Source organism: Thermodesulfobacteriota bacterium, assembly GCA_035559815.1.
Lineage (GTDB): Bacteria > Desulfobacterota_D > UBA1144 > Nemesobacterales > CSP1-2 > DATMAT01.
In genome coordinates, this window is sequence record DATMAT010000076.1 from 18,106 (window position 1) to 32,089 (window position 13,984).

Sequence of the window (13,984 nt, forward strand, 5' to 3'; positions counted from 1 at the left end):
CGTGTTATTCGTGTCAATTCGCGGCTAATAAATCAACCAAATTCCTCCCTTGCCATATTTCTTACATAAACAGTGGTGGAAAATGTCCTGTACATAAATCCAACCCCTGTTGAGTTTTCTCCGAAAGAAGCGTGGTCGGTAGTCCTTTCAAGGACATCCCCAACCTGGGGTATTGTCTGAACCGGTAGCGTTCCCCCCCTTATTAATTGAGGTATTACTTTAGACCTGGTAATTAGATATATCTCGACGCTTCTTATATCTTTCTCTCTACCAACCAGACTCGGGTCAGACTCAAAATCGGGATACATCCTGTTAGCCGCATCGAGAGGAACTCCCACTTTGGTAATCCCGCCGTCCGGGTCTTGAAGATTGAAAACATATTGGATATCCACTATTCCCGGAGCATCAACACCTCCGGCTATAGGTTGAAATGGACCCCCATTCAGAGACATTTCCAGTTCTCTATTGGCCGGGTCAACCCTCAAAGCCTTTGATTGGACTATGGTCATTTCAGAGACCTGAGTAGATATTCCTGGTATGAAAGCGTTATTTATGAAATCATCAAGGCTGGTATAAGGGGTATTTCGAAAATTCTGTGCTATTATGGAATTTGGGCTATCCGCTATTGTTGCCTGCTTCGTAGCTCCGTTGACTGTGGCCCTCAATATAGCGGCACATTCAGTACAAAGCTCGGGGTTAGTTCCACATACACCTGGATTGGTTGGATTGCAGAGATTGATTCGTGACCTGAATCCAAGGTTCACATTGACATTCTCTTGTGTCTCCCCGATTAGAATATTCCCGTTGAACCATTCCAAAGGAAGCTGCAAAACTAAGGGCGGAGTTGGAGATACGGTTTGAACATTAGCCGCAATTGATGGCAGATTTTCGCCATCCTGTCCTTTTGTAATATCCCACGTGTATATGGTGAGACAATCCGGCGGAGAATCTTCAGTCCCTCCGTCCGCAGTATTATCCGCACACGGATTGGCCACCGTGCTTCCACCATTTACGAATGACAATGAAAAGGTTTTTCCTTGTCTTGAGACTGCATTTCTAATCTCAGTCGATAAATAGTCTAAAGTAGCTCTTGCCGTCTGGTCTAAATCCACCGCTTCCTGAGTCACATTATTCTGTTTCTGCTGCTGCGTAAGTGCCAAAGTTAACCCGCCTATGACCAAAGCAAAAATAGCTACCGATATCATAAGCTCAATCATAGTAAAGCCTTTATCGTTCATAGAAACCCTCCCTGGTGTCTAAGGTACATGCGGAACATTAACCGCGTTCCAGCCGGGAATAAAATTAGAAAAATCTGCCCTGTTTGCAGTGATTTCGTATGTCTGGCTCACAAGAGAATCACTCAAACTGACACTGGTTATGCCGGTCTCATCAAATTGCGCCGGGGTCTTCACCGCATAGGTGACAGCTACCACAAATGTTGTGACCCCGTTCAGTACATCTTGTGTGGTTGTAACTTGCTTCACGGCATAGAGTGGCGTGCTGCCAGTCCCGGAAATTACCGCACCATCCGCTTTACACTGTGTTACCGTTGTCCTGAAATTCAGGTTGTTGGGATTAAAGTTATTTATATCGACGGCCGCACATGTGGTTTCTGTGATTCCATTGGCAGGATTTGGTGTTATAGCTTCTAATGGGTCGCATGGACATTCACCGCAGGCAGAGTTGGTCGAGCCGCTGCAGTAATCGGTATTAGGAATTTTTCCGGCCTGAGCTTGTACATATGCGTTAGCATTATACAAATATAGTCGCTTCGCCTCCGCCATATCCGTATCACTCACAAACTGTATGACGTTGGTAGCAACGGTTCCCTGTTCCGCCAGTTGCTTTTGCCTTAGCGAGAGGAATTGCATCTGGGCCGCAGCCAAAAACCCTAGTGCCATTATGAAAACTGCGACCAGAATCTCCAGAAGGGTAAATCCATTTTGGTTCTTGATCCTTGACATTATCCTACCTCGCATGGATTTTTTGTTATTTTTTGCAATGCCTGTGCCAACAAGTTAAGAAGTCTAACCATCGGCCAATACAGAAGATTTTTTGGTTATATCTGGATTGCTCTAAATAATGGCGCAAATAGTTTCATGAAGTGTGCAATTATTTGCGCAGATGGGTCATTTATCATCGAACCTGGGAAATAGGCTGGCTCCTTTTTCTATGAGCCATCCCGACTTAACTACACCCCATTCTTTAGCCTTTGTAAAACTCTGAGATTCGATCGGCTCAGGGAATCCAATCTTATTCCAGATCGTTTCAGCAGACTTGGGCATGAAAGGGGATATCAAAATAGCGATTACTCTGATCGATTCAACCAGTGTCCAGAGAACAGACCCGAGCCTTTCTTTATTCCCGGATTTTCCAAGAGCCCAAGGTGCGGACTCGTCTACATATTTGTTCACAAAGGCTATAAAATCCCATATGGCGCCAAGAGCTTTATGGAAAGCCACCTCATTCATAGCTTCGTCCACCTGCTCCGAGGTGGCAAGGGCTTTTTTCTGAATCCTTGCATCGATAGGTTCTAAGGAAGAGGGAGCAGGAATTTTGCCCTGGAAGTATTTCTCTATCAAGCCTAGGGAGCGGCTGACCAAATTACCTAGCCCGTTGGCCAGGTCGCCATTTATCCTGCCGACCAGTGCACCCCTCGAAAAATCCCCATCAAGACCGAATGGAACTTCTCTTAAAAGGAAATATCTGAGGGCATCAGCACCAAATTCGTCCACAACCGCATAGGGGTCCACGACGTTTCCTTTTGATTTAGACATCTTTTCCCCCTCCACAGTCCACCAGCCATGGGCAAACACCTTTCGCGGCGGAGTCAATCCCGCAGACATAAGAAAGGCGGGCCAGTAAACTGCGTGAAAGCGGAGTATGTCCTTTCCCACAAGATGTACATCCGCTGGCCAAATTTCTTCGAACCTTCCCCCATCTTCGGGGAACCCAGCCGCAGTTATGTAGTTCGTAAGCGCATCAAACCACACATAGATTACATGCTTTGGCTTATCGGGAATGGGGATCCCCCAGGAGAAGGATGTACGGCTTATGCTGAGGTCGCGAAGCCCTCCTCTCACGAAGCTGACGACCTCGTTTTTTCTGAAAGACGGCTGGACAAAATCAGGATTGTTCTCATAGAATTCCAAAAGAGGCTTTTCGTATTTGGATAATCTAAAGAAATAACTTTCCTCCTTCAGCCTCTCCACCGGACGGCCACAGTCGGGGCATGTCCTTGAACCACCGAGCTGAGTTTCCGTCCAGAATGTTTCGTCGAATACGCAGTACCAGTCCTCGTATTCCCCCAGATATATATCACCACGACTGTTTACCCTACGGAACAGTTCAAGCACAGCTTTCTTATGTCTTTCCTCAGTAGTCCTGATGAAGTCATCGTTCTGTATATTCAGCTTCTCCCATAAACCTTTGAATCTCTGCACCACCCTGTCGGCAAGCTCAATCGGTTTCTCGCCGGATGCTAAGGCCACTCTTTCTATCTTCTGCCCGTGTTCATCCGTGCCGGTAAGGAAAAAAACCCGGTCGCCGACGAGCCTTCTAAACCGGGCTATCACGTCGGCAGCAACGGTAGTGTAGGCATGGCCGATATGTGGAACGTCGTTTACGTAATAAATTGGGGTTGTAACGTAGAAGGTTTTAGACATAAAGGCTTATCTCCTTATTCGTGGATAGTGTTTCGTGATCCGATACACGAAATACGAGCCACCGGATACCTACTCCGCGATCTTCATAACCAGATTTTCGAGCGCTATCTGTTTATTTGCATTACCTCGAAATATAGCGTAACGAGCATCCTGAAGAAACTTCATTTTATCCAATATATTATCCACGCTCCACCTGCCGGCAAGGTTAGAAGCCAATGAACTCAAATCTCGGTTTGTCAAAGAGTCCCGTTCAAACCCCAATTTTACTAAAGCTAAATCGCGAAGCCAGAGTGAAATAACCTCGAGTAAAAACGAAACCTTTTCCATATCTTCCCAAGACGAGTCCTTTTGTATTGACTCTAAAAATCCGAGGACATGGGAGGCACAGAGCGGGTTTATATTCGAGAGTCTGACCAGCATCTCTTTCCTCTCTGCAAGTGCTTCTTTATCAAAGCCAAGCGCTCTACCGAGACTTCCCGACGAGAGCTTTGCTGAAACCCAGGCTTCTTCGGTAGATAAGTCTGTCCTTTTTTTTATCTCGTCAACCATTATTTCATCAGGGATACCAGTAAATTCAAGCAACTGACACCTAGAACGTATAGTCGGAAGGAGTAACTCGGGCTGGGAGGCGATGAGGATGATGATTGAATCGGATGGCGGCTCTTCCAGGGTTTTAAGAAAGGCGTTCTGGGCATTCGGGTTCATCCTCTCGGCTTCGTCTACGATGGCAACCTTAAACCTCCCTTCAAACGGTTTAAGAAAAAGCCTCTCTTCGACTTCCTCGCGTATCTGGTCAACCTTTATATCTTTGACTCCCTTGTACTCTACGAGAAATACATCCGGGTGCATTCCTTTATCAATTTTTTTGCATGAATTGCAACCGCAAGGTTCCCCTGCTGACTCCAATTCTTCCTCTAATGTCTTAATACAATTTAAAACCTTTGCGAATTCAATCGCCACTAGCTTTTTGCCAACCCCTTCCGGCCCAAAAAAGAGGTAGGAATGAGCAATCCGGCTATGGCGGACTGCACGGAGTAGCGATCTTTTCTGAAATTCGTGGCCCAGGATATTCTTGAAAAACATGTGACCTACATAAACATTCGTTTATTCAACACCTAAAGTAGTTCCTCAATCCGAAATATCGAAAAGAATTCATATCCCATATCTTCAAATACCTTCCTTGCTCCTTCATCCCTATCCACTATAACCAAGACTTTTTTTACACCGGCGCCGAAACTTCTCACCGCTTCAATTGCCTTAAGTATAGAACCCCCGGTGGTTGAAACGTCCTCGACGATTGCCGTTTTATCCCCGGGTTTTAGATTACCCTCGATTAATTTCCCGGTCCCGTGTTGTTTCTCCTCTTTTCTGACCAGAAATCCCCGAACGGGATAGCCGTCCTGGTAGCTTTGGGAAATGATAGAACCAACTATAGGGTCTGCTCCCACCGTTGGTCCGCCTACAGCTTGAATTTGGGAATCCCTGCGAATGACTTCGAGGAAAATTTTCCCCACCAAATAAACACCTTCCGGATGAAGGGTGGTAAGCCGTGCATCGATGTAGTAATCGCTTTCTTTGCCAGAGGAGAGCCTGAACTTGCCCCGGAGAATAGAATTTTCCTTGAGAATTACTTTGAGCCTTTCCCGATTTGCATCCGTTTCTGGCATGTGACTCCCTGAAGAACTACCCCTCCTGTTCCCACGGGCCCGGATTACCTGAGACCCTATGTGCTCCAAATAACGCCCTTTGCAGTGTGAGAAAATCTAACCGTAGTTGGGTTTTGTTGTCAATCACATTAGATAGTCAAGTTTACTGTTTAACCCGACACGAGGCTTTTGTTATCTTCGCAAGCGAAAGCTAGCCCAATTGATGCCGAGCTTTCTCATCCGCGCCCTAAGGGTATGTGGGTTGATTTTAAGGAGCGTTGCTGCTCCATGCAATCCTTCTATACGGCCATGTGTAGCTGCAAGAACCGTCTCGATGTACCGCTTTGTTGCTGTATCCAAAGGGACAATCGTTGTTGTGGCCTTCGTTTCTAGTGATTCTTTTAACGAGTTAGTTGGCTTAGTTGCTATACCCAAATCTGTAGCAACACCCAAGGCTTTTGCTACTTCTAGTCTCTCTCCATCCCCGAGTATCACGGCTCGGTCTATCACTGAGCTAAATTCACGCACGTTCCCCGGCCAATGGTAGGAGAGTAGGAGGGCGATGTCTTCAGATGATGGCATCTGCAGCTTTAGTCCAAAACGCATGGCTGCCCGGCGGGAAAAATGCTCTGCTAAGATAGGAATATCTTCACGACGTTCCCGCAGCGGCGGAAGGACAATTGGAAACACAGCAATCCGATACCACAAGTCTTCCCGGAAACTGCCGCCTTGCACCATAGCTGCTAGGTCTCGGTGGGTGGCGGCCACAATCCGGACATCTACTTTGATTGATTTTTCTCCGCCTACCCGTTCGAATGAACCATCCTGAAGAACTCGAAGGAGTCTGACCTGAGCAGCTCGTGGTAGTTCCCCAATCTCGTCGAGGAATAACGTTCCTCCATCGGCGCGTTCAAACCAGCCCTGATGGGTAGTCACAGCCCCCGTGAAGCTGCCTTTCTCATGCCCGAAGAGTTCGGAATCAATCAGACCAGGGGAAATCGCCCCGCAATTGACCCGGATGAACGGCCCTTGAGCGTGCCGGGAGCGGTTATGAATAGCACGGGCTACAACCTCTTTGCCCGAGCCGGTTTCGCCGAAAATGAGTACTGGCACATCGGATGGTGCCACAAGTCTAACGCGCTCCATTACCGAGCTCAATCCTCCATCGGCTCCAATTATTGTTTCTGACAGGTCTTCCCGACCGAGACGAGCGAGCAGGGAACGTTTGTCTGCCTCGGCTGCTTCTCGAAGCGCATTGAGTTCACGAAGGCGACGGTCGTTCTCGAGTGCAACAGCAAAGGGCTCAAGAAGGGACTTACAGATTCTTTCGTCCTCAGCGCTAAAGCGATGAGGAGACTTCGCTACTAGGAGCAAAAGTCCAAATGTACCGTGTTCGCTGGCGAGCGGCCCGACCAGGACATCGCCCCGAATAGAGGGGGGTATTGCTGTAAAGGAAACATGATTTGTCCTGTCCTCGTCTTTACGGAGTTTTATTTCTCCACGCGAGCACCAATGAAGTAGCTGTTTCATGTCATTTGCTGTCCACTCCGTCTGATGGCTTGTGAGCTTTTCGCCGATTCGTGGAGGACCAACCGCTACTGCTTCCATGCGAGACTGTTTTTTGTCAATTCTGCAAACAATTAAGCGGTCGATCAGCATCCGGACTGCCAGTATCTTTGCTATATTCGTGGCGCACTCGGTGATTTCTATGTGGCGACAGGCCTCACGCCACACGCCTAACATAAGCTCTTTGAACTTTTCCACAATAATCACCGTGATATATACTGGATTTTAATTGTAAATATGACGGCTAATTTATCATATTTCATGACATCGAGTCAACTCTATGGATTTGATGATATTATCAGGCATTCTGAATGGACGCCAATAAATACAATCTTAGGTTATAATACGGAAAAAATGTTGCAAAAGTATACAAGATGCTTTAAACATGAACAGCAAATTGGTGAGTTATGCAGCACTAAGGCTTCTTCTTTTCATAAAATTCCCAGGGAAATATATAAAATTTTAATTTGGCATTACCCTTGCTTGTTGTAGAAACCCAATAAAACAAAAGTAAACAAATGTGGAGGCAGAAAACAATGAGATATCCATCATGGATGTTATTTTTGGGTTTAGCCTTGGGGATGCTAATTTTGAGCCTGGCACTGTTCGCAAGGGGAGAAGAAGTGACCATTCGCGCCGGTCATTTCCCAAACATAACCCACGCTCAGGGGATAATCGGACAGGCAAACGGGTGGTTTGAAAAAGCATTAGGGAAAAATACAAAAGTCGATTGGAAAATCTTCAATGCCGGCCCCTCAGCAATCGAGGCACTATTTGCCGGCCAGCTTGACATTACCTACATAGGTCCCAATCCCGCTATCAACGGCTACGTGAAATCTAAAGGCGAGGCTCTGCGCATCATTGCCGGTGGGGCAAGCGGCGGAGCCGGTCTTGTAGTAAGAACGGACTCGGGCATAAATACCGTGAAGGATTTCGATGGTAAAAAGATAGCATCCCCACAACTGGGAAATACTCAAGATGTTGCGCTCCGGGCTTGGCTCATTGAGAACGGTTTTAATCTTAAGGAAAAGGGTGGAACCGTTCAAGTTATCCCTCTAGCAAACCCGGACCAATTAACTCTCTTCCTAAGAAAGGAAATCGACGGGGCATGGACTGTGGAACCCTGGGTTACGCGACTGATACTAGAGGGCAACGGAAGGCTTTTTCTCGATGAGAGAGAAATCTGGCCCGACGGGAAATTTGTTACAACTCACCTTATTGTGAGCACCAAGTTTCTTAAAGAGCATCCGGATTTAGTTAAAAAATGGTTAGCCGCCCACGTGGAACTAACGGAATGGATAAACAAAAATCCTGTGGAAGCTAAAACCCTGCTAAACGAGGAAATAAAAAGAGAAACGGGGAAAGCCATTCCTCAAAACGTTTTAGATGAATCACTCAAAAGGCTCGACATCACCTATGACCCGATTGCAAGTTCACTCTTTAAATCGGCGAAATCGGCATACGAACTAGGATTCCTGGGCAGCGAACAGCCAGACCTATCGAACATCTACGACCTCACTTTATTAAACGAGGTTCTAGCTGAAAAGGGACTTCAACCCGTAAAACACGACATCACAAAAGCAAGCAGCAAATGAGCTTTTCATATCTAGATACACACTGGCAATAACGTCAATCATAATCAGGAGAAAGAAGAAATGAACAAAACAGGACAAGAACCAGGACAAACCGCAGGCTTAACAAACCTTGCCGAATCAAAACACCATGTGGTGATCGACATAAGGGGAGCGATTTGCCCCCACCCACTTAATGTAATAAGAGACACCATAAGGGAGCTCAATGTCGACGAAATCCTGGAGGCTATTTGCGACCACGAGCCTACGGCTAGAGAGAACGCTCCCAGGTTCTGTGCGCGGAGGAACTATCGTTTTCAGGTTATCGAAAAAGACGGCGGGTGGAGGATTCTCATCCAGAAGACTGAAGAAAAAGAGCCAAGGCTGCAAGTAGAAAATGTATCAAAGGTGTTCAAGACCAATCACGAAAACTTTACCGCTCTTGAAAATATCAACTTGACCATTCGCCAGGGAGAATTCGTTTGCCTCCTGGGTCCTTCGGGATGTGGCAAGTCCACGCTTTTAAATTTAATCGCCGGGCTCGACAAACCTACCAAGGGTGAAATCAGGTCAAACGGGAAGCTTATAACCGGCCCGGGCTCGGACCGAGTGGTTGTATTTCAGGAGGGCGCGCTTTTTCCCTGGCTTACGGTGATTGAGAACGTCGAATTTGGCCTAAAAATTCTCAAGATTGAAAACAAAATAAGAAAAACTCTGGCACTCGATTATCTCAAACTGGTCGGACTTGATGAAAAATTTTATGATTCCTATATTCACCAACTATCCGGAGGAATGAAACAGCGTGTAGCAATAGCCAGAGCATTGGCTATGGAGCCCGCTGTCCTCCTCATGGATGAACCGTTTGCGGCACTAGATGTTTATACCAGGGAAACGCTACAGGAAGAACTGCAAAACATCTGGACTGAATCGCACAAGACCATCGTCTTTGTTACACATAATGTCCAGGAGGCCGTTTTACTTGGGGACAGGGTGATAGTTTTTGCCAAAAATCCGGGAAGGATAAAGGAAGAATACGAGATTGATATCGCCAGGCCGAGGAAACTGGATGACCCGGAGGTGTTTTTGAACACCAAGTGGATCACGGACGATCTCAGAGAAGAATTAGGAGAGCCCAATGGTAACAGGATTAATTCAAAGAAAGAGGTAGCTTACAGATGACTAAACATTTAACCAAATTAATTATCTTCTATCTTATTATTATAGGAGCATGGCAGGGTTTGGCTTTCCTGAAAATTTGGCCCGAATATATCTTCCCCTCTCCACTCGGAGTTCTCAAAACGCTCATAACCGGGTTTGAAGATAAGACATTCATAATCGGTATTCTAGTAAGCATGAAGCGTATTCTCATAGGTTATGGCATCTCTATTGTGTTCGGATTGTTGATAGGCCTTCTCATAGGAAGAATAAAGACTCTCGACGAAACACTGGGCACTTTAGTTCTGGGGCTTCAAGCGCTCCCGAGCATCTGCTGGCTTCCCATTGCTCTGCTATGGTTTGGACTAAGCGAGACAGCTATGCAGGCAATAGTAATTCTGGGGTCGCTCTTCTCGATTATTATTGGCGCTGATACCGGAGTGAAAAACGTCCCTCCCATTTACGTAAGAGCGGCTAAAACAATGGGGGCTAGAGGAATTCAATTATACACAAAAGTCATCATACCGGCAGCGCTCCCATCCGTCATTAGCGGATTCAAACAGGGCTGGTCTTTTGCGTGGCGCTCGCTGATGGCCGCAGAGCTTCTTTATGTCGGCCTTGGCCTCGGCCATCTACTGATGATGGGCCGCGAACTAAACGACATGAATCAGGTCATAGCCGTGATGATCGTAATAATCATAATCGGTGTGGTGGTGGATAGATTTATTTTTGCGAAAATAGAAAACAAGGTAAGAGAGAGATGGGGATTGGCCGGATGAAAAATAAGATAATGAGAGGAGCAAGGCAAAATAACCCCATGAGTCTACATAAATCCAAAAATGGCGAAGAAATTCGGAATGAAGCGGGAGTCCTTTCATTAATCCTGGCGCCGATTTTAATGATAGCATTATTCTTAGCTGGACTTTTATTCCAGTATTTAAGCTTTTCCACTCCGGCCCATATTAAGGAACTAAAGGGGCGAGGTAAAGCACAAACCTACAATACTCCTTATGATGAAGTTTTCCAGGCCGCTATAGAGATTATTAACGAGAATGGTCTGGCAATAGTTGAATCCGATGAAGAGAAAGCGTATATAATCGCAACTGAGGGACCAGACTTTCTAAACGAAGGAAGAGTAGTAGCTCTATTTTTTTCAACTAAACCTGAAAGAAGCGGTACGCACGTAGAGGTTATAAGCAAATATATGGCCCTGCCCCCTTTAAAAGAATTGTTGTTTTCTAGAAATGATGCCTCGCAAATTCTAACTGACCTGGATAAGAAACTGGAGATTAGTAATGGATACAAGTAAATTTGTTCTCAAATTAAATAGAGTGGAAAGACGTCCAGCTAATAATAGTCTCCTTAAAGGATATTACCAATCAAGAAGTACATACTATTGTAGCCTCTAAATCAGTAATTCATACGTAATAGCCCACAAATTTTTATCAGGCACAAGTAGTTAAAGGTTGTGTTCACAGGATAACTCTAACCTTTTTAGGAGGCGACAAAAATGAAAATAGAAAGAGCACTTCAAATTGCAAAAAGAGAGTGGCGGAATATAAGGGTTTTCCTCCAGAAAATTAGTTTTTGGAGAAGCGGGGTAACAGTAGTTATTGCGGTATTTGTTATACAGTTCTGTGAATTAAACTCGCACGCACAATCTACTAGTGCTCAGATACAAGAGCTCAAGAAGCAGATTGAGGCAATCCAGCAGCAAAACCAGCAGCAAATCGAGGAGCTCAGGAAAAAGATAGAGGAGCTAGAGGCTCAAAAAGCGGCCGACCAAGAGAAGATAGAGGAACTGGCTACCAAGAAAGAAGAAGAGGACAAGGATGCCTGGTGGAAGAAAGTAGAGGTAGGATATAAAAAACTGGGAGACGGTTTTACCATTAAGTCCAAGGATGGACTCTTTTCATTAAGGACGAGGCTCCGCACCCAGTTCCAATTTTCTATAAATGATACGGACGATGAAGATGTAGCTACGGATTTTAATGTAAGAAGGTTTAGGCTCTTATTCGATGGTAACGCCTTTACACCCTGGTTACTTTATTACCTTCAAATAAGCGCCGATAACAATGGGTCATTTTCACTCCTGGATGCCTATTTTGACTTCGCTTACAATACCATGTTCGTTCCAAGACCAGGTCAATACAAGGTTCCATTTAACAGAGAGTTCTTGAATTCTACATCCGAACTTCAGCTCGTGGAAAGGTCGATTGTGAACGATGAGTTTTCATACAGCCGTAGCAGAGGTGCCTCGATTTACGGAGTGCTGGGGAATTTTATCACATACGGTGCAGGAGTGTTTAACGGAAATGGAACAAATGGGGCTAGTGTCGATTCCAACATGCTCTATGCGGGAAGGATAATGCTCACCCCTTGCTGCGGAGAGCTGAAGTATGCTAATTCTTCTTTCCCCTCAGGCGGAGATTACAAGATAGAGCCAAACTTTGGTGGGAATAAGCCCCTTTTCGCTATTGGTGTTGCTGCGGCGGGTATACCCGGGCTCAATATTGCGCGAAAAGTACCGAGTGGAGCCATAGAGGATAGGTTCGAGAATATATTCGGCGCTGAGGATACGGGAACAGCCGATGTGTTTTCACTTACTGCGGATGCTAACTTCAAGTGGTCCATTTTCAGCATAGAGGGAGAATTTGACTATAGAAATATATCTCCTGATGAATCTGGTTTTGACGATGTAAACGACTATGGTGTTAGGGTACAGTCGGGTATTTTTTTAATTCCTGACTTTATAGAGATCGCCGGCAGATACGCCCAGATTTGGTATGACACCGACGTGGAGGGACCAGATACATCATGGCAGCTAACCCCGGGGATAAATTTTTATTTGTCTAAGAGCCACAAGTATAAAGTACAACTAGACTACTCGTTCATCAGGAATGAATTTACGGACAGCGATGATATAGATGAGAATATATTCAGGGCTCAGCTTCAACTTTATTTTTAGTAGTTGAGAGGAGCTAATCCCATCTCCTTACCTTCCTTATATCGGCAGCCCCGACACTAGTAATCTCTAGTGTCGGGCTTGTCTTTTTTCAATACCGGAGACAATTGGCGCTCCGAGTTTTTTTAGTTGGCAAAGAATTATTCTGGGGGAACTATAGGCTCGAAGACGAATCGCTTGCTATAAAGCAAGTTTTATTAAGACCTGAACTAAAGATTACAACTTAAAATCAGATTAAGCAGTCAAGCAAGCCACAACAAAACTTCAACCCGCCGAAATCATAAATCCCCTCACCAAAACTAGGTAGCAGAGAATATCTGAGCCTAAATTAGCAAAAAAGTGGTATTGATTCAGCGCATCGAAAGACAGCATAAATTTAAACAAAAATAATAAGGAGGTGAACGAGATGAAAACTTTTAAAGTGCTTTTAGCTTTTGCCTTAGCTGTTTTCATTTTTTCGTCCTATGGCTTCGCCCAGGAAGCTCAGGAAGTGAAAAAAATAAACATCAATACAGCCACGGTTGAAGAGCTGGCCACATTGCCGGGCATAGGAGACTCGATGGCCAAAAACATAGTAGAGTACCGGAACAACAACGGCAATTTCCAAACTGTCGAGGACCTGATGAACGTCAAGGGGATAGGGGAAAAGAAATTTGAAAAGATAAAAGATATGATAACCGTGGGACAGGCAGACAGTTCAACTGCGTCTAACTAGTCTACCTATAAACAAGCCTAAAAAAGTGGGCAAGCATTCTAAGGGCCGACTATGCTTGTCCACTTTTGTATAATAATTGACATGCCAGTGCCAGAGTCAAACGCTCTTGGTTTCTTGAAAAATCCCTGAAGAAATACGTAACCAATTTAAATTAATCAGAGCTCTTCCGGATTAAGCATCCCTTTTTATTATCGCAATTTACCACTATTTTAAGCCATTTTTCTATTTAACTGTTGGAAAAGTATAATGCCTTCAGTGGCTTGAGGGCATGAATTTAAACTAATTCTAGTTATTTTTACAAAACCTATTGATTTTTTTAGTAATTTCTGTAATACTCACACATAATTCTAGCATCTTAAAGGAGGAGATATGGCCAAAAAAGCAATGACAAAATCTCAAATAGCGGACCACCTGGCTAGCAAGGCTGGGATAACAAAAAAGACCGCCAACCAAATTCTGGAAGAGATTGCGAAGCTCGCTTACAAAGAAGCTAAAAATACGTTTACCCTCCCTGGAATTGGCAAACTGGTCCTAGTCAGACGAAAGGCTCGTAAGGGAAGAAACCCCCAGACCGGTGCGGAGATCACCATACCGGCTAAGAGGGTAGTTAAATTCAGGGTAGCAAAAGCCTGTAAGGATGCAGTCCTGGGTGGTTAATAAAAACCATTATTAAGCGTTGAATTACTACAGGTAATTCATTT

12 protein-coding genes and 1 pseudogene are annotated in these 13,984 nt (G+C 45.1%); 7 read left to right on the plus strand and 6 right to left on the minus strand.

All coding sequences use genetic code 11. The features are described 5' to 3' along the window. Positions 1-32 precede the first annotated feature (32 nt). The 6 genes from VNN20_16960 to VNN20_16985 form a co-directional block, all read right to left on the minus strand. Positions 33-1,238 carry a prepilin-type N-terminal cleavage/methylation domain-containing protein gene (locus VNN20_16960; protein HWP93879.1) on the minus strand — a complete coding sequence of 402 codons (1,206 nt, stop codon included), beginning with the start codon at positions 1,236-1,238 and terminating at the stop codon, positions 33-35. 18 nt (positions 1,239-1,256) lie between these two features. Continuing rightward, positions 1,257-1,964 carry a prepilin-type N-terminal cleavage/methylation domain-containing protein gene (locus VNN20_16965; protein ID HWP93880.1) on the minus strand — a complete coding sequence of 236 codons (708 nt, stop codon included), beginning with the start codon at positions 1,962-1,964 and terminating at the stop codon, positions 1,257-1,259. A 165-nt stretch (positions 1,965-2,129) separates the two neighbouring features. After that, a complete protein-coding gene (gene metG / locus VNN20_16970; protein ID HWP93881.1) occupies positions 2,130-3,665 on the minus strand; it encodes a methionine--tRNA ligase in 1,536 nt (511 codons plus the stop codon). Between the two features lie 69 nt (positions 3,666-3,734). Continuing rightward, the gene (holB, locus tag VNN20_16975; protein ID HWP93882.1) at positions 3,735-4,748 is read right to left on the minus strand and encodes a DNA polymerase III subunit delta'; all 1,014 of its coding nucleotides are present in this window, start codon (positions 4,746-4,748) and stop codon (positions 3,735-3,737) included. 32 nt (positions 4,749-4,780) lie between these two features. Continuing rightward, entirely contained in the window at positions 4,781-5,332 is a 552-nt protein-coding gene (gene pyrE, locus VNN20_16980) for an orotate phosphoribosyltransferase (GenBank protein ID HWP93883.1), read from the minus strand. Positions 5,333-5,503: 171 nt separating this feature from the next. After that, positions 5,504-7,075 (minus strand): sigma-54 dependent transcriptional regulator, encoded by a 1,572-nt coding sequence (locus VNN20_16985; GenBank protein ID HWP93884.1) that lies wholly within the window; start codon positions 7,073-7,075, stop codon positions 5,504-5,506. Between the two features lie 338 nt (positions 7,076-7,413). On the opposite strand from VNN20_16985, the gene VNN20_16990 reads away from it, so the two are divergent. From VNN20_16990 to VNN20_17020, 7 genes and pseudogenes are all read left to right on the plus strand, one after another. Next, positions 7,414-8,472, plus strand: coding sequence for an ABC transporter substrate-binding protein (locus tag VNN20_16990; protein HWP93885.1), 1,059 nt, complete (start codon positions 7,414-7,416; stop codon positions 8,470-8,472). Between the two features lie 60 nt (positions 8,473-8,532). Then, positions 8,533-9,627 (plus strand): ATP-binding cassette domain-containing protein, encoded by a 1,095-nt coding sequence (locus tag VNN20_16995; GenBank protein ID HWP93886.1) that lies wholly within the window; start codon positions 8,533-8,535, stop codon positions 9,625-9,627. Further along, positions 9,624-10,382, plus strand: coding sequence for an ABC transporter permease (locus VNN20_17000; GenBank protein ID HWP93887.1), 759 nt, complete (start codon positions 9,624-9,626; stop codon positions 10,380-10,382). The genes VNN20_16995 and VNN20_17000 overlap by 4 nt, the downstream gene beginning before the upstream one ends. After that, positions 10,379-10,912 carry a hypothetical protein gene (locus tag VNN20_17005; GenBank protein HWP93888.1) on the plus strand — a complete coding sequence of 178 codons (534 nt, stop codon included), beginning with the start codon at positions 10,379-10,381 and terminating at the stop codon, positions 10,910-10,912. Before VNN20_17000 ends, VNN20_17005 begins: the two co-directional genes overlap by 4 nt. Positions 10,913-11,113: 201 nt before the next feature. Further along, a complete protein-coding gene (locus VNN20_17010; GenBank protein ID HWP93889.1) occupies positions 11,114-12,571 on the plus strand; it encodes a porin in 1,458 nt (485 codons plus the stop codon). 493 nt (positions 12,572-13,064) lie between these two features. Further along, positions 13,065-13,283: pseudogene (locus VNN20_17015) on the plus strand (helix-hairpin-helix domain-containing protein). Between the two features lie 369 nt (positions 13,284-13,652). Continuing rightward, complete coding sequence (locus VNN20_17020; GenBank protein ID HWP93890.1) at positions 13,653-13,940, plus strand: HU family DNA-binding protein; 288 nt, start codon at positions 13,653-13,655, stop codon at positions 13,938-13,940. The last annotated feature ends 44 nt before the right edge of the window (positions 13,941-13,984 follow it).